We start from the raw sequence: 22,317 nt of genomic DNA, 5'->3' as shown, positions 1-22,317 counted from the left end.
TTTCAAAACACCACATTACTTAATAACTACATCACCCAGAAATGGCTAAGAACATCCAATTCGATACCGAAGGCCGCGCCCGCTTGCAAGCCGGTGTGAACAAACTGGCCAACGCCGTAAAAGTGACGCTCGGTCCGAAAGGCCGCAACGTCATCATCGACAAGAAATTTGGCGCGCCCTCCATCACCAAGGACGGCGTGACCGTAGCCAAAGAAATTGAGCTGCGCGACCCCATCGAGAACATGGGTGCCCAGCTCGTGAAAGAAGTTGCATCCAAGACGGCCGACCAGGCTGGCGACGGCACCACGACTGCTACGGTATTGGCCCAGGCCATCTACACTGCTGGCTCGAAGAACGTGGCCGCCGGTGCCAACCCGATGGACCTGAAGCGCGGCATCGACAAGGCGGTTATCGCCGTTGTTGCCAACCTCAAGGCTCAGTCGAAGAAGATTGAAAACTCGGCTGAAATTGCTCAGGTAGGTACCATCTCGGCCAACAACGACGCCGAAATTGGTAAGATGATTGCCGATGCCATGGAGAAAGTGGGCAAAGAAGGCGTTATCACGGTAGAAGAAGCGCGTGGCACCGAAACCGAAGTTAAAACGGTGGAAGGCATGCAGTTTGACCGCGGTTACCTCTCCCCTTACTTCGTGACCAACCCCGAGAAAATGGAGGTTGAGTTCGACTCGCCTTACGTTCTCATCTACGACAAGAAGGTGAGCACCATGAAGGAGCTGTTGCCCGTGCTCGAGCAAGTGCTCCAGACCGGCAAGCCCCTCGTCATCATCTCGGAAGATGTGGACGGCGAAGCCCTCGCTACCCTGGTAGTGAACAAGCTGCGCGGCTCGCTGAAAATTGCTGCTGTGAAGGCTCCTGGCTTCGGCGACCGCCGCAAGGCCATGCTGGAAGACATTGCTACCCTCACGGGCGGTACCGTTATCAGCGAAGAGCAGGGCTACAAGCTCGAAAACGCTACCCTGGAGTACCTGGGCACGGCTGAAAAAATTATTATCGACAAGGACAACACCACCATCGTCAACGGCAAGGGCGAGAAGGAGAACATCCAGAGCCGTATCTCGCAGATTAAGGCTCAGATGGAAACCACCACGTCGGACTACGACAAGGAGAAACTGCAGGAGCGCCTCGCAAAGTTGAGCGGTGGTGTGGCTATTCTCTACATCGGTGCTAGCACCGAGGTGGAAATGAAAGAGAAGAAAGACCGGGTTGACGATGCCCTGCACGCTACCCGCGCCGCCGTTGAGGAAGGCGTGGTACCCGGCGGTGGTGTTGCCCTGGTGCGCGCCATTGAGTCGTTGGCCGCTGTGGACACCCACAACGCTGACGAGCGCACCGGCGTGAACATCATCCGTACGGCCCTCGAGTCGCCCCTGCGCTGCATCGTGCAGAACGCCGGTGGCGAAGGCTCGGTAGTAGTGCAGAAGGTGCGCGAAGGCAGCGGTGACTACGGTTACAACGCCCGCGAAGACCGCTACGAAAACCTGGTGGCCGCTGGTATCATCGACCCAACTAAAGTAACGCGTCTCGCCCTCGAAAACGCTGCTTCCATCGCCGGCTTGCTGCTGACGACCGAAGCCGTTATTTCGGACGAGCCCGAGCCTAAAGACAACGGCCATGGCCATGGCGGCGATGGTGGTATGGGCGGCATGGGTGGCATGGGCGGCATGATGTAAGTCAAGCCGCTTACAGCCCTTCGCTGTTAGCAATGAAAAGCCCCGCTGGCAATGCCAGCGGGGCTTTTTTGTGTTTAAGGATTATGGTATAATACCGCTTGCATCAGGCTGGAATAAGCGGTGTGGTAAGTGTGGCCAGGGAGGCGTTGATTTCCGCTTGTGTCACTTCATGTTCTACCAGGTTGCCCGCCAGGTACTGCTCGTAAGCACCCATATCAAAGTGGCCGTGGCCGCAGAGGTTGAAGAGAATGGTTTCGGAGCGGCCGGCTTCTTTGCAGCGCAAAGCCTCCTGGATGACAGTAGCAATGGCGTGGTTGGCCTCCGGCGCCGGAATAATTCCCTCGGACCGGGCAAACTGAATGCCGGCTGCAAAGCAGCTGAGTTGGTCGTGGGCCTGGGCTTCAATCAGGCCATCATGCAGGAGCTGGCTCACGATGGCCCCCGCGCCGTGGTAGCGCAGTCCCCCGGCGTGAATGGGGGCCGGAATGAAGTCGTGACCCAGGGTGTACATGGGCAGCAACGGGGTCATGCCCACTGTATCGCCCAGGTCGTAGCGGAACACCCCACGCGTAAGCTTGGGGCAGGAAGTGGGCTCGGCTGCGATGCAGCGGATTTTCTTGCCTTCTTTGAGGTTGTGGCGCAGGAAAGGAAAGCCAATGCCGGCGAAGTTAGAGCCACCGCCGAAGGGAGCCACCACAATGTCGGGAAAGTCACCCGCCATTTCCAGTTGCTTTTCACACTCAAGCCCGATGATGGTCTGGTGCAGCAGCACGTGGTTGAGCACCGAACCGAGGGCATACTTGGTATTCTCGTCGTGCAGGGCCATTTCTACGGCTTCCGAAATGGCAATCCCCAAGGAGCCAGGCGAGTCGGGATGCTGCGCCAGGATGCCGCGCCCGGCCACCGTACGGTCCGAAGGCGACGGATACACCGTAGCGCCCCAGGTGTTCATCAGGACTTTGCGGTAGGGCTTGCCCGTGTAGGAGGCCCGCACCATGTATACTTCGCATTCCATGCCAAAATGCTGACAGGCAAAGCTCAGGGCCGAGCCCCACTGCCCGGCACCGGTTTCGGTGGTGATTTTCGTGACGCCCGCCTGCTTGTTATAATAGGCCTGGGGCACGGCGGTGTTGGGCTTGTGCGAGCCAGCCGGGCTCACGCCCTCGTATTTATAGTAGATTTTGGCCGGCGTATCGAGCAGCCGCTCCAGGCCATAGGCACGGAACATCGGCGTGGGACGCCAGATGCGGTAGATATCGCGCACCTCGTCAGGAATGTCGACGTAGCGGTCCTGTGTCATTTCCTGCTCTATCAGTGCGGGCGGAAACAGGGGGGCCAGCATTTCCGGCCCAATGGGCTCGTGGGTACCGGGGTGGAGCGGTGGCAACGGCTTGGTGGGCATGTCGGCCACGATGTTGTACCACTGCCGTGGCATTTCAGATTCGGGTAGCAGGATTTTCTTATTATTCATGGCGGAGCAATGAAGTAAGGTGGTAATGCAGAAAGGCAAGCTAATAAGCCGGACTCAAAGCGGCATCATGCAGGCGGCCTTTTGCCTTGGTACTACTGCCCACCCCGGAGCCCGGAACAAGTAATATTCTTGTCAATCCCCACTTTCCATTCAACTCAGTCGCCGCAAACGGCTGCATACCAGCGCGGCTTATTCAAAACAGTGCGCATAAAAAAGCCCCCTGAATTATCAGGGGGCTTTCAGTAAGCTCGATTAAGAATCAGGCATTCATACCGCTAAACTGCCGGTGCTGTTGCTGGCTCCTCCATCATGGTGAAGAGGCGCTTGTAGATAACGAACAAGATAACCGAAGCGACAGCCGACATCCCCACGAAAATCATGAAGAAGTCGTAGAGGCTGGTGATTTGAAAGCCCAGGAATGAAGGCCAGTTTGAAGTCAGCTCCAGCGAAGCCAGCTTGGCCGTTACATCGGCAGTGGCCTGCGTGGTGCCGTTGAGGATGGCGGGCAGGTTGATGCCTTCTTTAGCTGCTTTGGCAAATTCGCCGGGGCCGGGAGGATACAGGCCCGACAGCACGCCGGCCAGCTTGTTGCCGGCGGCGGTGGCCAGGAACCACACGGCCATTAGCAGCGAGGCGAAGCGGGCCGGGGCCAGCTTATTCACCAGCGCCAGGCCGATGGGCGACAAACACAGTTCAGCGAACGTGTGCATGAGGTACATAGTGAGGAGCCAGAACATGCTCACTTTAGTGGAAGCGTCAACGCCCTTCACGCCGAAGGCAATGATTAGGTAACCTAACGCCATAAGCATGAGGCTGAAAGACATTTTCAGTGGGGAAGAAGGCTCAATACCACGCTTGCCCATCCAGGTCCATAGCACAGCGAAAATGGGCGCAAAGACGATAATGAACAAAGCATTGGCGGACTGGAAATAGGAAGCTGGCATTGCCAGGTTGGGATTGGGCTTATAAAACCAGTCATGTACCGTAGTAACAATACTTGTGAGCCAACCAGGAAAATTTCCGACCTGCCGCTCAGTCTGCTCATCAGCGAAGAAGGTGAGCGAAGCGCCGGCCTGCTCAAATGTGCCCCAGAAGAAGATTACGAAGAAGCTGAGGATGAAAATGACGTAGATTTTCTGCTTTTCGCGGGAAGTCAGGGAAGTATCGGTGAGGATGGTTATCGGAGCCACAATCATGGCGGAGAACACCAGTGCGCCAATCCAGTCGTGGTTCATAAGCCAGGCAATGGCGGCGTACACAATCATAAACAGGCCCAGTAGCATGGGCACTTTGTTGGCATAGCTCTTGGGAACGGGTTGAGCAATGGTTTCGGCGCGAACCGGAGCATCGGTTTGCACCGGCACTACTTCGTTGTTGGCTACCAGTTGCTCGGGGGTGTTCCGCTCGGGACGGGCGCCGAGGGGAGCACCTTCGGCGGTTACCACGTACTTGTTTTTCAGCAGCTCAAAGGTGAGGCTGCCGATGAGCATGCCGATGCCGGCAGCCAGGAAGCCCCACTTAAAATCGGCCGGGTTGCCGGTGTCGCCGAGGGTGCCGCACACCAGCGGCGAGAAAAACGCGCCCAGGTTAATGCCCATGTAGAAAATGGTGTAGGCCGCATCAACGCGGGAATCGCCTTTAGGGTAAAGCGAGCCCACCATGGAAGAGATATTCGGTTTGAAGAAGCCATTGCCAAAAATCAAGCAACCCAAGCCCAGGAAAAAGAATAGCAGCTGGGCTTGCGGCACGGCGGTTTGGCCAGCCGAGTACATGGAAGCGGAAGCAAACAGGCTGAACTGGCCCACGGCCATCAGCAAGCCACCTACCAGAATAGAGCGGCGGTTGCCCCAGTAGCGGTCGGCCATGTAGCCGCCCAGCAAGGGGGTCAGGTACACGAGCGAGGTGTAGTTGCCGTAGATGAGCGACGACATCTCCTTGTTCATCAGGAGGGCCTTGAGCATGTACAGCGACAGCAGAGCCCGCATGCCGTAGTAGCTGAACCGCTCCCACATTTCGGTGGCGAACAGGACGTACAAGCCGCGGGGGTGGCTCGTGGATTCCGATTTTAGCGGTTGCTCGCGTAGAGCAGAGGCTGGTTGCATTAGGGAAGGTTAAGTGTGGGGAAATGAAAAGAAGGATGGCCCCCAGCGCAATGCGGGGACGGTAAATCTAGGAAAGTTTCGGCATTATGAAGTTTGGGGTAAGCTTTTCCAGTCGGGCAGGCCGGGCTTGGACGACTTGAGCGGGGCATCGTTGCGGTAAGCCTTGGCGCGGTAAGCGCCGGGCGAAAGCCCGGTTTGCTTCCGGAAAAACCGGGTGAAGTAGCCCGGGTCGACGAACTGCAGCTCGTAAGCAATTTCGGCTACCGAGAGCGAGGTGTACAGCAGGTAGTTGTGGGCTTTGCGGATGGTGTGGGCCTGCACAATCTGCTGCGCCGTTTTGCCTTTCACAGCCTGGCAAATACGGTTTAAGTGCACCTGCGTGATTCGCAGTTCCTGAGCGAATTGTGATATTTTTTTCTCAAAAGGCGCTGTGCGTTCAATAGCTTTCTGAAACTCGCGGAAGTAATGGAGCGCGCGGTTGGGGCTCTCTTCTTTGCGGCGGTTGTGTTGCAGCAGCCGAAATATCTTCACGAAGAGCAGCTTGAAGTAGCCATTCAATGCGAGCTGCTTGCCGGGCAGCTCGGAGTAGATTTCCTCATGAATCTGCTGCTCGAGCGCGAGCAAATCGGCAAACCGCACCTCGGAATTAAAATCGGACAGGATGTGCACGGAGTTAAGCTCGACCAGCACGCCGGGTGTGGCTTGCAGAATGGTATCGAGCAGGGCCTCGGCCAGGGTGAGCGTGCGGCCCTTCACCTGGGGGCTGAAGGTGAAGCCGTGCACGGTGTTGGCCGGGATGATGACGAGGCACGGGGTCTTCAAGTCAATGGGCTCGGCCGCTTCAAATGAGGCCTGGCCGGCTTCGAGAAAGAAGAGCTGAAACAGATTTTCATGCAGGTGCGGCTTCAACCCCCAGTTGGTGAGGCGCTGCCGGGGCACAATGAGCTGACTCTGCAAATAGTCGTGCGAAATCTGCGCTTTGCTGTCGCCGTATATGCCATTGAAACGGGCGATGTCGGTAGGCATAGTCTTGGACTAAAGTAGGGACAAAGGAAACCTAAGCGAAGCCGGTTGTTAAATTTTTACTGCCTTTTCAGGGGCATAGCGCCGTCTTTGCTGCTCAAAAATAACGAATCAATTAGACAAGGTTTAATTTGTCCCGTTAAAGGAACGAATTGTTTCACTCCTCACAGACTGAATAATTCTACCTTTGTGCCCTCACACACGAAAACTCCCACCCAACACTTTTCTCACCATGCAAGAAGCCTCCACCCTTGCTACCACGCACCACAATCGTTTGCAGCCACTTGGCTTCAACGAAACGGCTACTGTACACCTCAACCTGACGCCAGCCGAGCTGATTGAGCACGCGCTGCGCAACGGCGAAGGGCACCTCACCGACACGGGCGCGCTGATGGCTGATACGGGCAAATTCACCGGCCGCTCACCCAAAGACCGGTTTGTGGTGAAGGACGCCAACACCGAAAACAGCGTGTGGTGGGGTGATATTAACATTCCCTTCGACGCCGATAAGTTTGACCAGCTGCACCAGAAAATGGTGGCGTACCTGGCCGACAAAGAGCTGTACGTGCGTGAAGCTTACGCTGGCGCCCACCCCGACTACCAGCTCAAGCTGCGCATCGTGAACGAGCAGGCCTGGCACAACCTGTTTTGCTACAACATGTTCCTGCGCCCCGAAGAGGGCGCGGATACCACTTGGCTGCCCGACTTCAGCATCATTTGCGCTCCCGGCTTTGAGGCCGACCCGGCCGTAGATGGCACCCGCCAGCCCAACTTCGCCATCCTCAACTTCACCAAGAAGATGATTCTGATTGGCGGTACGGGCTACGCCGGCGAAATGAAGAAAGGCATCTTCGGCGTGCTGAACTACCTGCTCCCCCACGAGCAAAGCACCCTGCCCATGCACTGCTCGGCCAACGTGGGCGAAAGCGGCGACACCGCCATTTTCTTCGGCCTCTCGGGCACTGGCAAAACCACTCTGTCGGCTGACCCTAACCGCGGCCTCATTGGCGACGACGAGCATGGCTGGACGCCCGACGCCGGCATCTTCAACTTTGAAGGCGGCTGCTACGCCAAGGTGATTGACCTAAGCAAGGAGAAAGAGCCCCAGATTTGGGACGCCATCCGCTTTGGCTCCATCGTGGAGAACACCCGCTTCATCCCCGGCACCCACACCGTGGACTACGCCAACAAGTCGGTAACGGAAAACACCCGCACCGCCTACCCCATCAACTTCATCGACAACGCCATTGAGCCCTCAGTGGCCGATGCGCCAAAGAACATCTTCTTCCTCACTGCCGATGCCTTTGGCGTGCTGCCTCCCATCAGCAAGCTCGACAAGAGCCACGCCATGTACCTCTTCATGTCGGGTTACACCGCCAAGGTGGCCGGCACGGAAATGGGCGTAACCGAGCCTCAGACTACGTTCTCCGCTTGCTTCGGCGCCGTGTTCCTTCCCCTGCACCCCACCAAGTACGCTGAGATGCTGGGCCAGAAAATGGACGAGAACCCCGACATCAACGTGTGGCTCATCAACACCGGCTGGACCGGCGGCAGCTACGGCGTAGGCTCGCGCATGAAGTTGCCTTATACCCGCGCGATGATTACGGCAGCTCTGAACGGCCAGCTCGACCAGGTGAAGTTCACGAAGCACTCCATTTTTGGCGTGGAAGTGCCCGGCGCGGTGCCCGGCGTACCCACCGAAATCCTTGACCCCCGCAACACCTGGGCCGACAAAGCCGCTTACGACAAAACGGCCTCCGACCTCGCCGAGAAGTTCGTGGAAAACTTCAAGAAGTACGCTGACTTTGCGAGCGAGGAAATCTTAGCTGGTGCGCCCAAAGCGAAAGTGGCCGCTGAAGCTACGGTAGCTTAAGTAGCACAAGCCTAACAAAAAAGTCCCGCCGACCTAGTGGTCGGCGGGACTTTTTTGTTAGGCTTGAATAATTTGAACCCAAAAATGAGCTAGTGCTACTGCCACGCAGTGCATAGCTGCTTCTTGGAGCCAAGGAGTAAACCAAATTAGGCCACGCCTTAGCCGACGGCGTTTGTTCCTCTAGGAGGCATGGAGGGTGTTGCGGCCCCGCTTGTTGCTTTTCCGTTGCTGTCATTGCCATTGCTGGCTTTCGCAGTGCCACCCTTGCTGGTGGTAGAGCGTCCGAGCCAAGCAGCTAGTCCTACACCTGCGCCGGCGATAACCGCAGCTGTCACTAACGGGTGCATAGTAGCCGAAGTATAGACGCTGGTTTCGCGGGTGTGGCCGGGGTAGTTGCCGCGTTCTTTCAGGCGGGCGTTGCCGTGGTCGAGGCCGTTATTGCTGCGGGGTCCGGCGGGGCGGTCCGACTTGGTTTGCTTAGAGAATACTTTCTCCATGAACAAATCGGTCAGGCCGGGGGCGTAGTGGTTCATGGCGTTTATCATCTTGCCGCCACCGCCAACAGTCACTTCGCGATGGCCGGTTTCGGCACAATGCAGAATAGTCTCGGCAACGAGGTCGGGGGCATACGCGGGCGGTGCATGCTGCAGTTCGTGGTCCATGTAGTTTTTCGCGTTAAGCGTATAAGGCGTGTCAATGGCAGCCGGTTTCACCAGCGACACATGAATGGGCGCTTCATCTAGCTCCAGTTCCATGCGCAGGCCGTCGGTAAAGCCTTTCACGGCGTGCTTGCTGGCGCTGTAGATGGTCTGGTGAATGGCCGTGGTTTCGGACAGGATACTGCCGATGTTGATAATGGCACCACCGCGCATCCGGAGGTGCTTGGCAGCCTCAAGCGAGCCGTAGACCAAGCCCCACACGTTGGTGTCAAATAGCTTACGCATGTCCTCGATGGGCATTTCTTCTACTTTGCCGTAAATCGATACGCCAGCATCGTTCACCCAGGTATCGAAACCACCAAAGCGCTCGATGGCAGCTTGCGAAATGCGGCGCACGTCGTCTTGCTGGCTTACATCGGCAACCACGTAAATAGCCTGGCCACCGGCTTGGTTGATTTCATCGGCCAACCGACGCAGCGCATCTTCGGTGCGAGCGGCCAGCACCAGGCGCGTGCCTTTCTTGGCAGCCAAGCGAGCGGTGACGAGGCCAATGCCCGACGAAGCGCCGGTAATGACCATGACTTGGTCCTGCAGTTTTTTGAGGGTAGGTTTCATGAAAGTGTGGAAAGGAAGTGATGTGGAACTTAGGTTACGACGCGGCCAACAGAGGAGTTGTGGCAACTGCTAATGGATAACGATGCCTGGCTACGGAGCCAGGCCGCAGTTTCGGCAACCCAGCATGGCGGCTCAATGCCGTTCTTTGCCCCATGCACACCTTTTATGCTCCCGACCTCAACGGCCCCACTTTCACCTTGCCCGAAGACGAAAGCAAGCACGCCGTCCGCGTGCTGCGCCTCAGCGTGGGCGATGCCGTGGAGCTGCTCGACGGCTGCGGCGGCCGCTACGCTGCTGCAGTGGCCGATGCCAACCCCAAGCGCTGCCAGCTGCGCATTGGCCACCACGAAACGGTGGCGCCCCGCTCCTACTTCACACACGTAGCCGTAGCCCCCACCAAGAACCTCGACCGCATGGAGTGGTTCGTGGAAAAGGCCGTGGAAGTCGGCGTGGAACGCATCACCTTCCTGCGCAGCGCCCGCTCCGAGCGCCGTGAGTTGAAACTGGAGCGGCTGGAAAAGATTGCCATCAGCGCCATGAAGCAATCGGGCCAGGCGTGGCTGCCGCAGCTGGATGAAATGACCGATTACGCGGTTTTTGTAGCAGAAGCAACTCCCGAAACCACTTTTATTGCCCACCTGGAGGAAGGCGAACGCACGGCGCTGGCGCAGGTGGCAGCGGCTGGAGCGGGCTGTTGCGTGCTCATTGGGCCGGAGGGTGATTTTACGCCTGCGGAAATAGCGCTGGCGCTAAGCCGCGGCATTCGGCCCGTAACGCTGGGCGGTTCCCGGCTGCGAACAGAAACGGCGGCGTTGGCAGCAGTATTTACCGTGCATATTAGCAGGGAAAAGGCTTACAACTAACTATTATTTTGCAGGTGTGATGATGGCGTAAGGTTACGTTTCGTATCGTTCATTCGTAAACCTTCAGCTTGCGACATTAAAATACGAGGCTATTGGTGCCAGCTATAAGCAGGCAGATGTCTATACTAGGAATAGGCAGGCGCAATCACGAGCAGCTATTTTAACGAGAGTTCTTGATTTTTTTCACAATGCGCCTTTCAAACTGCTTCACCGCCTGCGTTTTGTAAGCTTCTTCGTTTTGTTTATCACCCGGTTTAAAAAAATAGCGCACTGAAACCAGCTTTAATACTGAGGTGGCACTATCTCCCGAAACCTGGATTTCAGCTAGGGCGTTGCGCAGGCGCAGGGTGTCGCCGGGCTGAACGCGGCGGTAATCAAGCAGCACGGCCAGCGTGTCACCCGTAGGATGGTAGTAATAGATGTTACTTCCGCTGTCGAAGTCCACGTCACCACTAAGCCGGTTAATATATTGAGTTTGCAGCAAATTCAGCCGAGAAACCAATTCACGCTGCGAAAATGCAAATCGGTATTCTTTGTTAATACCAACATATTTCCTAGTTTGTATTCTGGCCATGGTGGTGGCCATAAACGCCACGCTCGATATACAAATCACCGCCGTAAACTGGCGATGATTGAGTTGTAGTGAAGGTGCCCTGCCAATAACAAAATAAGACACCGGCACACTCAGAAGGGCCATACAATCGGTGTAATCCACAGTGCGGCCAATCGGCAACCCCCAACTGTTGAGCAAGTCAAGTAGCGGTTGTACTGCTTCGCTTTTCCACATCAGGAACAATAAGGCTATTGTCCAATGCACGGTTTTCACGTACCGTGGAAGCAGCAGCGAGAAAACAAACGGAAATGCGAATAGCCCTGCGAAGTCAGACAGCTTGCCGGTTAGTGCGTTGGCGAACATTGTCTTGCCAAACCAATCGTTACCGATTAGTGTGAGCAAACACAGTACAAAGCCTACTGCTCCCAATTTGCTAATGCCTTTCATAGTCTTGAAAATTGTTAGCAAACTTTTGGCCTGAGTCCATACTCAACTCAAGCAGTAGCTTTGTCGCCACTACAGCTACAAGCTAAATATATGCTATAACCCGGTGTAGAGATGTGCCCCTTCACGTCTCTACTTCGTGTACCCAAAGCTGAAGATTGTTTCGGCTGGGGCTAGCTGTTAGTTAACCGCTGATACTACTTGGCTATTTGCCGCCCGCACTGTACTCGGCACTGCAGTCTTTTGCAACAAAAGCTGCCGAATAGCGGCCAGGTGGGACAGCAAAGCCAGGGGCACTACACAGGCGGGCAGCCAGACGAAAGGGAAGTACTGAACCGCCACATTGGGCTGCGAGAAAGCGAATTGCTGAAATGGAGATGGCGCCGACAACACCGCGTTTACCACAATGGCCACCGCCAAGCCCATGCAAATGAAGTTCCAAGCTAGCAATGCCTTACGCCCCAGCTGCCTTTTAGAAAAGATGAGATAAAACACAATCGGCGCGCTTAAGCCCGATAAGATGTCCCAATTGCGGCCTTCAAAGGTCATCAGCTCAGGCACCGCTCCGTGTAGGAACAGCCAATACAGCACCATCTCTAACGGCACCCGCACGACGTGCAGCAGCGTTAGAATATCGATTCGAAGCCCATCCAAAAATGCTTGCCCCCGCGTTGTGCAGAAAAGCGCTGCAATGGCCAGTACCGGCGGGCCGACCAGCAGCAGGAAACGGGGCGGCAGTGTATCCGTCACCGTGTAGAAGCCGCTCAAGCCCACCACTCCCTGAACCAGTAGCCACATCAGCAGAACGCCAAGCAGGCGCCGAGACTTGTTAGCGGCCCGGTAGAAAAGCCAAACCATCAGGCCCGTAGTGAGCCCGAAGGTGATACCAACGTAGGCGGGTAAGTTCTCCATCGTGTTGCGCAGTAAGTGGGTGATTTGCTACATAAAAGAACTTGACTACCCGGAAGAGCCACTTGCCAAATGACAAGAAATCACAGCGATGAAGCATTTTTTGTCCCGGCCCGAATGCGGCTCAGGGAACTATCGGTGATACCCAGATAAGACGCAATGATTTTGAGTGGCGCATGCTGCACTATTTCCGGGCTCTCCTTCAAGAGCCGCTCATAACGCACCGTGGCCGATTCGGTAATCATGGCGAGCATTCGGCTTTTGAGCCCTGCGTAGCCTTTCACCAGTAGCGACCGGCCAAACTCGCGGAACTCCTCCCGCGAATGAAACAAGCCATTTAGCTGCTGATAGGTGATGAACCACCCCGTGCAATCGGTGAGGGCCTGTATGTTTTCCTGCGAAGGAATTCGATTGAAAAACGACGAAACTTCAAACACCACCTGCCCGCCGCCATAAAAGGCGGTTGTTACCTCATCGCCCGCTGGGTTGTGGGCATAGGCTCGCATGCAACCAGTGTCCATAAAAAAATACTCGTCGCTGACTTTACCTGCTCGCAGGAAAAAATCATTCTTTTCGACGCGTCTGCCCGTAAAACTGCTGGCGATTTCCCGGGCCTGTTGCGGGGCAATGCGTCCGGTGCTTTGCAGGAACTGAATTAGCTGCTCACTCGCCATTTTAGTGGGCCTTTGCGGTGCTCCTGAACTGAAACTCCACCGCGAAGTAAGGGCACGAAGGCAGAAATCGCCGCTTGCAACTCCTAGCAGAGGGCTGGGTCTCTGCAACAAGCCTGAACTTTGCGCGGCAGGTCTTACTTTGTAAAAAGGGCGGGCAAGACCTGCCAATCAGAAATATGTTTAAAAACTTCCTTTTATCGGCGTTTCTGCTGCTGTCTCTCACCGCAGCCGGCCCCAACTACAGCTTTAAAATTGCCAAGCTGCACTACGGTGGCGGGGGTGACTGGTATGCCAATAAAACCTCGCTGCCCAACCTCATTCAGTTCTGCAACCAGACTCTGAAAACCAACATTGCCCCCGAGGAGGCCACCGTGGAGCTCGACGCCCCCGAGTTGCTCACCTACCCCTTCATCCACATGACCGGCCACGGCAACGTGACCTTCACGGCCTCGGAGGCCAAGAACCTGCGGCGCTACCTCATTGGCGGCGGCTTCCTGCACATCGACGACAACTACGGGCTGGACAAATTCATCCGCCCCGAGATGAAGAAGGTGTTTCCCGAGTTGGAGTTTGTAGAACTTCCCTTCTCCCACCCCATCTACCACCAGAAGTTCTCTTTTCCGAGGGGCTTGCCCAAGGTGCACGAGCACGAAGGAAAACGGGCCCAAGGCTTTGGCTTGCTCTACAAAGGCCGCTTGGTGTGCTTCTATAGCTACGAGTGCGACCTCGGTAACGGCTGGGAGGATGTGGGCACTTACCCAGAAGATTCGCCGGCTGCCCACGATGCGGCTCTGCGCATGGGTGCCAACTTAGTGGCTTACGCTTTGACGCAAAACTAAAACAGGTACTTCATAAGCTACCTACCTTTCTTTACGTTACCAGCCGCGGCTAGTACTTACGCTGAAAGATTTCGCCAAGAATAAAAGCCGCGCGTGCGCTTTCTGGACGCGCGAGCATTTGGCGAACGGTTTCATTTAGTGGAGAAACGGCGGGCGCATCGGTGGGCTGCCGGCTGCGTACCGCGGGTGCTTCTGCCGAAGCGCGGGGCAAAGCAGCCGAACGACGCACGGGCGGCCCCAAGTGGGTATGTGGGCGGGCCGTGGCCGGAGCTTCAAGCGATACCTGGCGCACGGTGGTGCGTTCCTGCGAACGCGCTGGCCGGGCAGTTTCCCGGGGCATCAAGCGGCCACCTGGCGTGCGTGTAACCGTGGGCTTTGGCAGTACTTCGGCGGGACGCGGGGCGGGCACAGGGGCTTCCGTAGCTGTTTCCCCGGCATTCCGGGACTGCATCTGTTTCAGCAATTCCTGAAAAGTAGCCGTGGGAAGCTCTGGGGCAGTGTTGCCGGGGCGGCGGGGCCGTTCCTGGCTTTCCCGCACGGTGTTTTCGCGCGCCTTCATTATCAAGCGAAACACGAAAACTCCGATACCAAAGAGTATCCAAAGCAGGGTGAAGACTTTTTCCATAGCAGGAAGATAAGGCCAAGCACGTGGCTAGCGCACTCCCTTCTCGGGAAAGCGCCCGGTTTTGGTGCGGTAGAAGGCTTTGATTCTGGCTTCGTCGGCCTCGTAGTCACCCGTTGGGTACACCGCTTCGCCAATACCAGCCTCTTTAAGCTTGTAGTCGAGGTAACCCAGGCGAATGGGAACACCTGCGCCCAGGGCAGCAAAATAGTAACCCTTGCGCCAGCGCGGCTGGTAGGCACGGGTGCCTTCTGGGGTGATGAGAATCACAAGCTCCTCATGTTGAGCGAATAGCTTCACCATGCCGTCGACGAGGCTGTTGTTCCTGCTGCGGTCTACGGGCAAGGCCCCCACGGCCCGCACCATGCCGCCGAGCAGCCAATGTTCGGTCCACTCTTTCTTCACGGTGAAACGCACGTCCACGTCCATCAGGTAGAAGGCAGCCCGGGCCATGATGAGGTCCCAGTTGCTGGTGTGCGGGGCCGCAATCATCATGCTTTTCTTAATTTCCGGATTATGGATTTCGCCCAGTTTCCAACCGGCCACCCAGAAGACGAATTTGGCGATGTAATACCAGGTTGCGGAGGTTTTGCGGGCGGGCATTTGGATAGGCTGGTGGTGTTAAAGTCAGGCGATGCTGCCACTAGAAAAGCCGGCAGGGTACAAAGATGGCAAGTTGTGGGCAAGCTTGTATGCCCCGCGGTTAAAGCAGGGCTTGAAGGGCAGCAGCTTGCCCAAGCGTGTATTGGTAGCCGATGTCAAAGAGCACTGCTCCGTGCTTATAGCCCAAGGGCCGGTAATGGCGCAACTCGGTCGGCTCCAGCAACAAGTGGCACTGGGCTTTGCGCGAAGTGGTATTGGCGTTGATGGCCAAGTGCAGGGTCCGCTCAATCAGGCTCCGAAAATTGGGGATGTGAGCGGCGGGGTTGATGGGGTTGCAGTTCACTCCCACCACCCGTATGTCGTCCTGACCTAATAGCGGCTCAATAGGCAAGTTGTTGAGCAAGCCGCCGTCGACCAGTTGCCGTCCCTGGAATTCTACGGGCCGGTACACAATGGGCACAGCCGAGGATGCCAGCAGCGGCGGCAACAATGGTCCCGTGCTAAAATAGACCGACTCTCCTGCCATAAGGTCGGTGGCGACGAGCGTGAGCGGCAGAGCCAGGTCCTCAAAATTGGCTTTGGAGCCCAACTGCCGGGCTATCAATTCTGCCACCGCATCGAGACGCAGCAAGCCAAACCGGCTAAAGGCTGGCCGCGTCAGCCGAAACAGGTTGGTACCCAGCAGCAGCTTTAGAATCTCCTGGGGCGGAAAGCCCGCCGCATAAAACACGCTGGCAATGGCTCCGGAGCTCACCCCGGCCAACTGCCCCACTGGCAGCTGCAATTCGTCGAGAGCGGCCAGCACACCCAAATGAGCTATGCCGCGTGCGCCGCCCCCCGATAAAGCCAAACCCAGTTGGGCCATGGTATTAGTTTTTGATGAACAGCCCTTCCGGGAACGCTATGTGCCGGCATCACAACAATACCAACAAAAGCCTTGCTGGGCGATACGCAAAACCAGTCTCAACATTTACAGTCAGGCTTACAAATCAGCCAAGCGAAGGGTTTCGCCCAGGCGCACCCCCTTTTCTGTGTGCTGCACGGTGCAGGCTTCGTTGGTGGGGTCGTGCTCGAGCAGCAGCACCCAGTTTTCATCGGCAGCACGGCGCAGCACAGCCTCTTTTTCACTTAAGGTGATAAGCGGGCGCATGTCGTAGCCCATCACATAAGGCAGCGGAATATGGCCCACACTAGGCAGCAAATCGGCCATATAAGCCAGCGTGCGGCCCTTGTGCTCCATCACGGGCACCATCATTTTCTCGGTATGCCCATCGGCCATGATGATTTCGCGGAACTGCGGCAACGCTGCGGGCACGCCGGCCTGCAGGTCTACAAACTTCAAGTGCCCGCTTTCCTGAATCGGCAGAATGTTCTCCTTCAAAAAGCTGGCCTTCTCGCGTGGGTTAGGGGTTACGGCCCAGTCCCAGTGCGCTTCGTTGCTCCAGTAGGTGGCATTCGGGAAGGCCAGTTGCAGCGTTCCGTTGGGCTGGCGCAGCACCGAGCCACCGCAGTGGTCGAAGTGCAGATGCGTCAGGAAGACGTCCGTGATGTCAGCGCTCGTGAAGCCCAGCTTGCGCAATGATTTTTCCAGCGTGTCGTCGCCGTGCAAGTAAAAATGGCCGCGAAACTTCTCATCCTGCTTATCACCAATGCCATTGTCAATCAGCAGCAGCCGGCTACCGTCCTCAATCAGCAGGCAACGCATTGCCCAAGTGCACATATTGTTATCATCGGGCGGGTTGAGCTTCTGCCACATGCTCTTGGGCACTACACCAAACATGGCGCCGCCATCTAGTTTAAATAAACCGGTGTTGAGGGTGTGGATTTTCATTTAACAATTGTCATTTAACACTTAACACTGGAGCAAAACAATTATCTGATTCCACAAACTGCAGACACAGTGAGTATTAAGTGATAATTGTTAAATGATAAAAGACTATTCCACAACCACGCCCATGGCCGAGAACTTGTCAATGCGCTGGCTGATGCGCTCGGATGCTGGAATGGCAGATAGCTCCTTCAGCGTTTTCAGCAGGGTATTCTTCAAGGTGTCAATCATTAGCTCTGGTGCAGTATGAGCTCCGCCGAGGGGCTCCTTCACGATGCCATCCACTAGGCCGGCTTTCTGCATATCGATAGCCGTGAGCTTCAGCGCCTCAGCGGCTTGCTCTTTGTAATCCCAGGAACGCCACAAAATGCTGCTGCAAGACTCCGGCGAAATAACCGAGTACCAAGTGTTTTCCAGCATCAGCACCCGGTCGCCAATGGCAATGCCCAGGGCTCCGCCTGAAGCGCCCTCACCGATGATGACGCAGATTACCGGCACCTTTAGCATAAACATTTCCTTGAGGTTGCGGGCAATGGCCTCGCCCTGGCCCCGCTCTTCGGCTTCCAGGCCAGGGAAGGCGCCGGGCGTGTCAATGAGCGTGACGACGGGTACATTAAACTTCTCGGCCAGCTTCATCAAGCGCAGGGCCTTGCGGTACCCCTCGGGGTTGGGCATGCCAAAGTTGCGGAACTGGCGCTGCTTAGTATTGTGGCCCTTTTGTTGCCCGATGAACATGACGCTCTGGCCCTCAATCTCGCCAAACCCGCCCACCATGGCCTTGTCGTCGCCCACGGTGCGGTCGCCGTGCAGTTCGACAAACTTATTGGCCATGCCTTCGATGTAATCCAGCGTGTACGGCCGGTCGGGGTGGCGGGAGAGCTGCACGCGCTGCCAGCGGGTTAGGTTGGCGTACGTTTCCTTTTTGAGGGCCTTGATTTTGGCTTGCAGGGCCACAACGGCCTCACTCACGTCGACGTCGCTCTCCTCGGCCAGCTTTTGCATTTCGAGGAGTTTGCCTTCGAGGGCGGCAATGGGTTGTTCAAAATCGAGGAGCATGGACTACAGAATATTTCGGATGGAAAGACGGATGGATAGCAGGCAAACAGGTTTAGCCGACGGAGCTGAGCACGAAGCTATGCTCTTCCCGCCAGAAAATGCCCTTCGCCGGTCGGATGGCAAAGGTAAAACATCCGTAGCAGCGGCAACCCAGAAAAATTAATGAGCCTGAAAAACAACCAACAACCTTTCTCAACCACCCATTTTCAGAAAAACTTTGGCCCTATGCTTGCAGGCCGTTGTTTTTATCCCCTACCTTTGCATCACCAAAACGGAAAAACACACGGTTTTTCCACCAAGGCAAACGGTTTGGTAGTTCAGTTGGTTAGAATGCCGCCCTGTCACGGCGGAGGTCGCGGGTTCGAGTCCCGTCCAGACCGCTACCGTTTGCGAAAAAGGCCATTTCCATTACGGAAATGGCCTTTTTTATTGTCCAAACAAAAAAGGTAGCAGACGCACAAGCGCTTTTAGGCTAGAGCAGCTAAATACTTGGTCACTGTGCTGGGCGAGATAGAGCACCTCCGAGCAATAGTCCCGTTGGACATCCCCTCCCGCCGCCAAACCCAAAGGCAATGGGCACCGGCTCGCCTTTGATAGTCACTTTTAAGTCATTGCGTGGCAAGGGCGTGGTGTGCGTGGCTTGGGCTTCTACGTAGGTGCCTTTTTTACCCATAGCCGCCTCGATAGCGGCAATTTCAGCGGCCGTGAGCGCCGGCGTTTTTCCGGCTGCCGGCACGGCGGCACTCCCCGCCACCGGAAGGGTACCCAGTAGCACCGGGGTGGTAGCCAAGGCGGCCGTCTTGAGCCAGTCGCGGCGGGTAAAGCGGGAATCAGTCATGGGAAATCAGGGAAGCGTTACAGGGGAATGGCTAGCAGCCGCCTACGTAAAGCGTGGGCAGAAGGTGCCGCCCACTGACTGGACGCCAACTTGCACGACCTGGGCGGCGCTTCAAATTATGCAAGTTTTAGGAGAGATTCCGTACCAACTCCGGACTGGACTTCCCGTTCCTTTGTAGAAATGATTTAAGGCTGCGCGGCGGGGCTTAAACACCCTAAGACCAGCTAATAGGCCCGTGAATTTTATGGAACCAACCACCAAAACCGAAACCCTGGACATCGAAGGCATGACCTGCGCCTCCTGCGCGTCCTTCGTGGAGAAGTCGCTGACCCGCACGCCGGGCGTGCAGCGGGCCGTGGTCAACTTCGCCACCGAGAAAGCCACCGTCGACTACCTGCCCACGCAGGCCTCGCCAGCCGCGCTGAAAGAGGCCGTGGTCAAGGCCGGCTACGGCGTCACCGAGCGGGCCCCCGACACCAGTGCCGCCGACCGGCAGGCCGAAATCGACCAGCAGAAAGCCTTGGCGTATCAAAAGCTCAAGCGCCGCTTCTGGGTGGCGACGGGACTGGCCATTGTGATTATGCCGCTGAGCATGCTGATGCTCTGGCCCGCGCTGATGGCCCACGTGAACATGCAGTGGCTGAACTACGGCCTGCTGGTACTTACCCTGCCGGTGCTGCTGTATAGCGGGCGGGAGTTCTTTACCTCGGCCTGGAACGGCTTCAAGCACCGGGCGGCCAACATGGACACGCTCATTGCCGTGGGCACCGGGGCGGCTTTTCTCTACAGCTTGGCGGCCACGGTGGTGCCCGGCTGGTTTATGCGCCGGGGCCTCATGCCCGAGGTGTACTACGACACCACCGCCACCATCATCGCCCTGATACTGCTGGGCAAGGTGCTGGAGTTGCGCGCCAAAACGCAGACCTCGGCGGCCATTAAAGCCCTGATGGGCTTGCAGGCCAAGACGGCCCGGGTGGTGCGGCCCGGCGGGCAGGAAGTAGATGTGCCGATTGAGCAGGTACAGTTGAATGACGTCATCGTGGTGCGGCCCGGTGAAAAGGTCGCTACTGATGGCATTATTGAGGAAGGCCACTCGGCCGTGGACGAGGCCATGCTCACGGGCGAAAGTTTGCCGGTGGAGAAGAAAACCGGGGACCCGGTGTTCGGGGCGACGCTCAACAAGACAGGCTCTTTCCGCTTCCGGGTGACCAAGGTGGGGGCTGACACCATGCTTGCCCAGATTGTGAAGCTGGTAGAAGACGCCCAGGGCAGCCGGGCGCCGATTCAGCGGCTGGCCGATAAGGTCAGCGCCATTTTCGTGCCCACGGTGGTGGTCATTGCCATTCTGACCTTTGTGCTATGGTTCGATTTAGCACCCGTAGAAGCGCGCCTGCCGCTGGCGCTGGTCAACTTCGTGGCCGTGCTCATCATTGCCTGCCCCTGCGCGTTGGGGCTGGCCACGCCCACGGCCATCATGGTGAGCACCGGCAAGGGCGCCGAGCACGGCGTCTTGATTCGCAACGCCGAGGCGCTGGAAAAAGCCTACCAGGTGAACACCGTGCTGCTGGACAAAACCGGCACCATCACCCGCGGCGAGCCGGCCGTGACGGACTTTGTGCCAGCCGAGGGGCAGGACGCGGGGCAGCTCCTGCAGGTGGTAGCGGCCGTGGAGCGGCAGAGCGAGCACCCGCTGGCGGAGGCCGTGGTGCGCTACGCCGATGCCCAGCAGACGGCGGTGATTCCAGCAACGGGTTTCCAAGCAATTGAAGGCAAAGGAGCGCAGGCGTCCGTAAACGGGCAGGCGGTACTCATCGGTAATTTCCGTCTGCTAGATGAGGCCGGCATCAGCCTCGCCCCGGCCGTGCGCCGCCAAGCCGAGGAGCTGTTGGCGCAGGCCAAGACGGTGCTCTACGTAGCCGTGGCCGGACGCGCCGCAGGCGTTATCGGGGTGGCTGACACGGTGCGCGACACCTCGGCCGCGGCCATCAGGCGGCTGCAGAGCATGGGCATTGAGGTGGTGATGATGACCGGTGACAACCCGCAGACGGCTGCGCAGGTGGCCGGGCAGGTAGGCATCAAACGCTACTTTGCCGAGGTGCTGCCCCAGGACAAGGCCGGCAAGGTCAAAGAGCTGCAGGCCGAGGGCCGCATCGTGGCCATGGTGGGCGACGGCATCAACGACGCACCCGCGCTGGCCCAGGCCGACATCGGCCTGGCCATGGGCGGCGGCACCGACGTGGCCATGGAGGCGGCCGGCATCACCCTCATGCGCTCGGATTTGCAAGGGGTGGTGACGGCCATCGACCTCTCGCGCCAGACCATCCGCACCATCAAGCAGAACCTGTTTTTCGCCTTCATCTACAACACGCTGGGCATCCCGGTGGCGGCGGGGTTGCTGTACCCCTTCTTCGGCATTCTGCTCTCGCCCATGCTGGCGGCGGCCGCCATGGCCCTGAGCTCGGTTTCAGTGCTCACCAACTCGCTGCGGCTGCGCGGCTTCACTCCTATCAAGAATTAACGTTATGGATACCACTGAAATCATCGTGACCCTGACGGGGCTGGCGTTATGCGCCTTCGTCATTTGGTACTTCTTCTTCTCGGCCCGGCAGACGGCCAGCGCCGTTTCTACCTCCAGCGGGGTGCAGGAGGTGGACATCACCGTGAAGGGTGGCTACTCGCCCGACGTAATTGAGGTGGAGCGCGGCAAGCCCGTGCAGCTGAGCTTCTACCGCGACGAGGAAAACTCCTGCTCCGAGGAGCTGCTGATGCCTGACTTCAGCATCCGACGCGACCTGCCGGCTTTTAAGACGACCTTGGTGGAACTGCTGCCCCAGCAGGCGGGCACGTTTACGTTTACCTGCGGCATGGGCATGCTGCGCGGCAGCTTGGTCGTTAAATAAGGGAAGCTTATGAATACCGAACTCCGCGCTGGCTATGCGCTGCCCGCCCCCGGCACCCACCGGCTGCTGATAAAGAACATGGTGTGCCCCCAGTGCATCCGGGTGGTGCGGGAAGACTTAAGCGCGCTGGGCCTGCAGGTGCAGCGCGTGGTGCTGGGCGAGGCCGACGTGAGCACCCCCGACGGCCGGGACCCGGACCTGGGCGCCGTGCGCACCAGCCTGGAAAAGGCGGGCTTTGCCCTGCTGGAAGACCCGCGGGCCCAGCTGGTGGAGCAAATCAAAACCCTCCTGGTCACGCTCATTCACTACCCCGCGCCCGGCCCGCGCCTGCTCAAATACTCGGACTACCTAGTCGAGCATCTGGGACGCGACTATCACTATCTGTCCCATCTGTTTTCGGCGGAGGAAGGCCTAACCATTGAGAAGTTTATCATCCGCCAGAAGGTGGAGCGCGCCAAGGAGCTCATCGGCTACGGCGAGCTGAGCATTGCCCAGGTGGCCGAGCAGCTGGGCTACAGTAGCCCGGCCCACCTCTCGCGGCAGTTTGGGCAAGTGACGGGCCTGACGCCCTCGGAATTCCAGCGGCTTGGGCCCGCCAGCCACGCTCGGCGCAGCCTGGACGCGTTGCTGTAGCCGTCGAAATTATGCAAGCAAAAAGGCCAACGGTGTATAAACCGGAGGGTTGGGCTGGGCTAAGCGTATTCTCTGGAGATGGTAACCGCACCGTAGTCGACCCCGTGGCAACAAGAAATAG

General features: G+C 57.5%; 20 protein-coding genes and 1 tRNA gene. 8 read left to right on the top strand and 13 right to left on the bottom strand.

The window, feature by feature from the left end; all coding sequences use genetic code 11:
• Nucleotides 1-41: 41 nt before the first annotated feature.
• Nucleotides 42-1,691, top strand: a complete 1,650-nt coding sequence (gene groL, locus ACP7AJ_RS04805) for a chaperonin GroEL (RefSeq protein ID WP_426059060.1) — start codon at nucleotides 42-44, stop codon at nucleotides 1,689-1,691.
• A 103-nt stretch (nucleotides 1,692-1,794) separates the two neighbouring features.
• Here the strand turns inward: groL and ACP7AJ_RS04800 are convergent, their stop codons facing one another.
• From ACP7AJ_RS04800 to ACP7AJ_RS04790, 3 genes are all read right to left on the bottom strand, one after another.
• The gene (locus tag ACP7AJ_RS04800; RefSeq protein WP_426059059.1) at nucleotides 1,795-3,162 is read right to left on the bottom strand and encodes a TrpB-like pyridoxal phosphate-dependent enzyme; all 1,368 of its coding nucleotides are present in this window, start codon (nucleotides 3,160-3,162) and stop codon (nucleotides 1,795-1,797) included.
• A 275-nt stretch (nucleotides 3,163-3,437) separates the two neighbouring features.
• Complete coding sequence (locus tag ACP7AJ_RS04795; protein WP_426059058.1) at nucleotides 3,438-5,264, bottom strand: peptide MFS transporter; 1,827 nt, start codon at nucleotides 5,262-5,264, stop codon at nucleotides 3,438-3,440.
• Nucleotides 5,265-5,348: 84 nt separating this feature from the next.
• On the bottom strand, nucleotides 5,349-6,290 hold the full coding sequence (locus tag ACP7AJ_RS04790; protein ID WP_426059057.1) for an AraC family transcriptional regulator: 942 nt from the start codon (nucleotides 6,288-6,290) through the stop codon (nucleotides 5,349-5,351).
• A 229-nt stretch (nucleotides 6,291-6,519) separates the two neighbouring features.
• On the opposite strand from ACP7AJ_RS04790, the gene pckA reads away from it, so the two are divergent.
• Nucleotides 6,520-8,160 (top strand): phosphoenolpyruvate carboxykinase (ATP), encoded by a 1,641-nt coding sequence (gene pckA, locus ACP7AJ_RS04785; RefSeq protein ID WP_426059056.1) that lies wholly within the window; start codon nucleotides 6,520-6,522, stop codon nucleotides 8,158-8,160.
• A gap of 158 nt (nucleotides 8,161-8,318) precedes the next feature.
• Here the strand turns inward: pckA and ACP7AJ_RS04780 are convergent, their stop codons facing one another.
• Entirely contained in the window at nucleotides 8,319-9,434 is a 1,116-nt protein-coding gene (locus ACP7AJ_RS04780; RefSeq protein ID WP_426059055.1) for an SDR family oxidoreductase, read from the bottom strand.
• Nucleotides 9,435-9,586: 152 nt separating this feature from the next.
• Here ACP7AJ_RS04780 and ACP7AJ_RS04775 point away from each other — a divergent pair, with 152 nt between their 5' ends.
• The gene (locus ACP7AJ_RS04775) at nucleotides 9,587-10,297 is read left to right on the top strand and encodes a 16S rRNA (uracil(1498)-N(3))-methyltransferase (RefSeq protein WP_426059054.1); all 711 of its coding nucleotides are present in this window, start codon (nucleotides 9,587-9,589) and stop codon (nucleotides 10,295-10,297) included.
• A gap of 160 nt (nucleotides 10,298-10,457) precedes the next feature.
• Here ACP7AJ_RS04775 and ACP7AJ_RS04770 read toward each other — a convergent pair whose 3' ends face one another.
• From ACP7AJ_RS04770 to ACP7AJ_RS04760, 3 genes are all read right to left on the bottom strand, one after another.
• Entirely contained in the window at nucleotides 10,458-11,297 is an 840-nt protein-coding gene (locus tag ACP7AJ_RS04770) for a hypothetical protein (RefSeq protein ID WP_426059053.1), read from the bottom strand.
• A gap of 177 nt (nucleotides 11,298-11,474) precedes the next feature.
• Nucleotides 11,475-12,206, bottom strand: a complete 732-nt coding sequence (locus tag ACP7AJ_RS04765) for a hypothetical protein (RefSeq protein WP_426059052.1) — start codon at nucleotides 12,204-12,206, stop codon at nucleotides 11,475-11,477.
• Between the two features lie 80 nt (nucleotides 12,207-12,286).
• On the bottom strand, nucleotides 12,287-12,877 hold the full coding sequence (locus ACP7AJ_RS04760) for a Crp/Fnr family transcriptional regulator (RefSeq protein ID WP_426059051.1): 591 nt from the start codon (nucleotides 12,875-12,877) through the stop codon (nucleotides 12,287-12,289).
• Nucleotides 12,878-13,053: 176 nt separating this feature from the next.
• Between ACP7AJ_RS04760 and ACP7AJ_RS04755 the strand changes: the two genes are divergently transcribed.
• A complete protein-coding gene (locus ACP7AJ_RS04755; RefSeq protein WP_426059050.1) occupies nucleotides 13,054-13,716 on the top strand; it encodes a DUF4159 domain-containing protein in 663 nt (220 codons plus the stop codon).
• A gap of 49 nt (nucleotides 13,717-13,765) precedes the next feature.
• Here ACP7AJ_RS04755 and ACP7AJ_RS04750 read toward each other — a convergent pair whose 3' ends face one another.
• The 5 genes from ACP7AJ_RS04750 to ACP7AJ_RS04730 all read right to left on the bottom strand — a co-directional run bounded on the left by ACP7AJ_RS04750 (nucleotide 13,766) and on the right by ACP7AJ_RS04730 (nucleotide 17,825).
• A complete protein-coding gene (locus ACP7AJ_RS04750) occupies nucleotides 13,766-14,341 on the bottom strand; it encodes a hypothetical protein (protein ID WP_426059049.1) in 576 nt (191 codons plus the stop codon).
• A 27-nt stretch (nucleotides 14,342-14,368) separates the two neighbouring features.
• Nucleotides 14,369-14,941, bottom strand: a complete 573-nt coding sequence (locus ACP7AJ_RS04745) for a 1-acyl-sn-glycerol-3-phosphate acyltransferase (RefSeq protein ID WP_426059048.1) — start codon at nucleotides 14,939-14,941, stop codon at nucleotides 14,369-14,371.
• A gap of 100 nt (nucleotides 14,942-15,041) precedes the next feature.
• Entirely contained in the window at nucleotides 15,042-15,806 is a 765-nt protein-coding gene (locus tag ACP7AJ_RS04740; protein WP_426059047.1) for a patatin-like phospholipase family protein, read from the bottom strand.
• A gap of 117 nt (nucleotides 15,807-15,923) precedes the next feature.
• The gene (locus ACP7AJ_RS04735; protein WP_426059046.1) at nucleotides 15,924-16,772 is read right to left on the bottom strand and encodes an MBL fold metallo-hydrolase; all 849 of its coding nucleotides are present in this window, start codon (nucleotides 16,770-16,772) and stop codon (nucleotides 15,924-15,926) included.
• A 105-nt stretch (nucleotides 16,773-16,877) separates the two neighbouring features.
• Nucleotides 16,878-17,825: an acetyl-CoA carboxylase carboxyltransferase subunit alpha gene (locus ACP7AJ_RS04730; protein WP_426059045.1), complete on the bottom strand. Its 948-nt coding sequence runs from the start codon at nucleotides 17,823-17,825 to the stop codon at nucleotides 16,878-16,880.
• A 306-nt stretch (nucleotides 17,826-18,131) separates the two neighbouring features.
• Here ACP7AJ_RS04730 and ACP7AJ_RS04725 point away from each other — a divergent pair.
• A tRNA-Asp gene (locus ACP7AJ_RS04725) sits at nucleotides 18,132-18,205 on the top strand.
• An 87-nt stretch (nucleotides 18,206-18,292) separates the two neighbouring features.
• Here ACP7AJ_RS04725 and ACP7AJ_RS04720 read toward each other — a convergent pair.
• Nucleotides 18,293-18,370: a winged helix-turn-helix transcriptional regulator gene (locus ACP7AJ_RS04720; RefSeq protein ID WP_426059454.1), complete on the bottom strand. Its 78-nt coding sequence runs from the start codon at nucleotides 18,368-18,370 to the stop codon at nucleotides 18,293-18,295.
• Between the two features lie 537 nt (nucleotides 18,371-18,907).
• On the opposite strand from ACP7AJ_RS04720, the gene ACP7AJ_RS04715 reads away from it, so the two are divergent.
• The 3 genes from ACP7AJ_RS04715 to ACP7AJ_RS04705 are packed head-to-tail and all read left to right on the top strand — an operon-like array spanning nucleotide 18,908 to nucleotide 22,196.
• Entirely contained in the window at nucleotides 18,908-21,181 is a 2,274-nt protein-coding gene (locus ACP7AJ_RS04715; RefSeq protein ID WP_426059044.1) for a heavy metal translocating P-type ATPase, read from the top strand.
• Nucleotides 21,182-21,185: 4 nt separating this feature from the next.
• Nucleotides 21,186-21,563: a cupredoxin domain-containing protein gene (locus ACP7AJ_RS04710; RefSeq protein ID WP_426059043.1), complete on the top strand. Its 378-nt coding sequence runs from the start codon at nucleotides 21,186-21,188 to the stop codon at nucleotides 21,561-21,563.
• 9 nt (nucleotides 21,564-21,572) lie between these two features.
• The gene (locus tag ACP7AJ_RS04705; protein WP_426059042.1) at nucleotides 21,573-22,196 is read left to right on the top strand and encodes a helix-turn-helix domain-containing protein; all 624 of its coding nucleotides are present in this window, start codon (nucleotides 21,573-21,575) and stop codon (nucleotides 22,194-22,196) included.
• Nucleotides 22,197-22,317: the final 121 nt, after the last annotated feature.

This window comes from Hymenobacter sp. B1770 (assembly GCF_049896385.1).
Classification (GTDB): domain Bacteria; phylum Bacteroidota; class Bacteroidia; order Cytophagales; family Hymenobacteraceae; genus Hymenobacter.
This window is presented reverse-complemented; position numbering and strand designations above follow the sequence as displayed.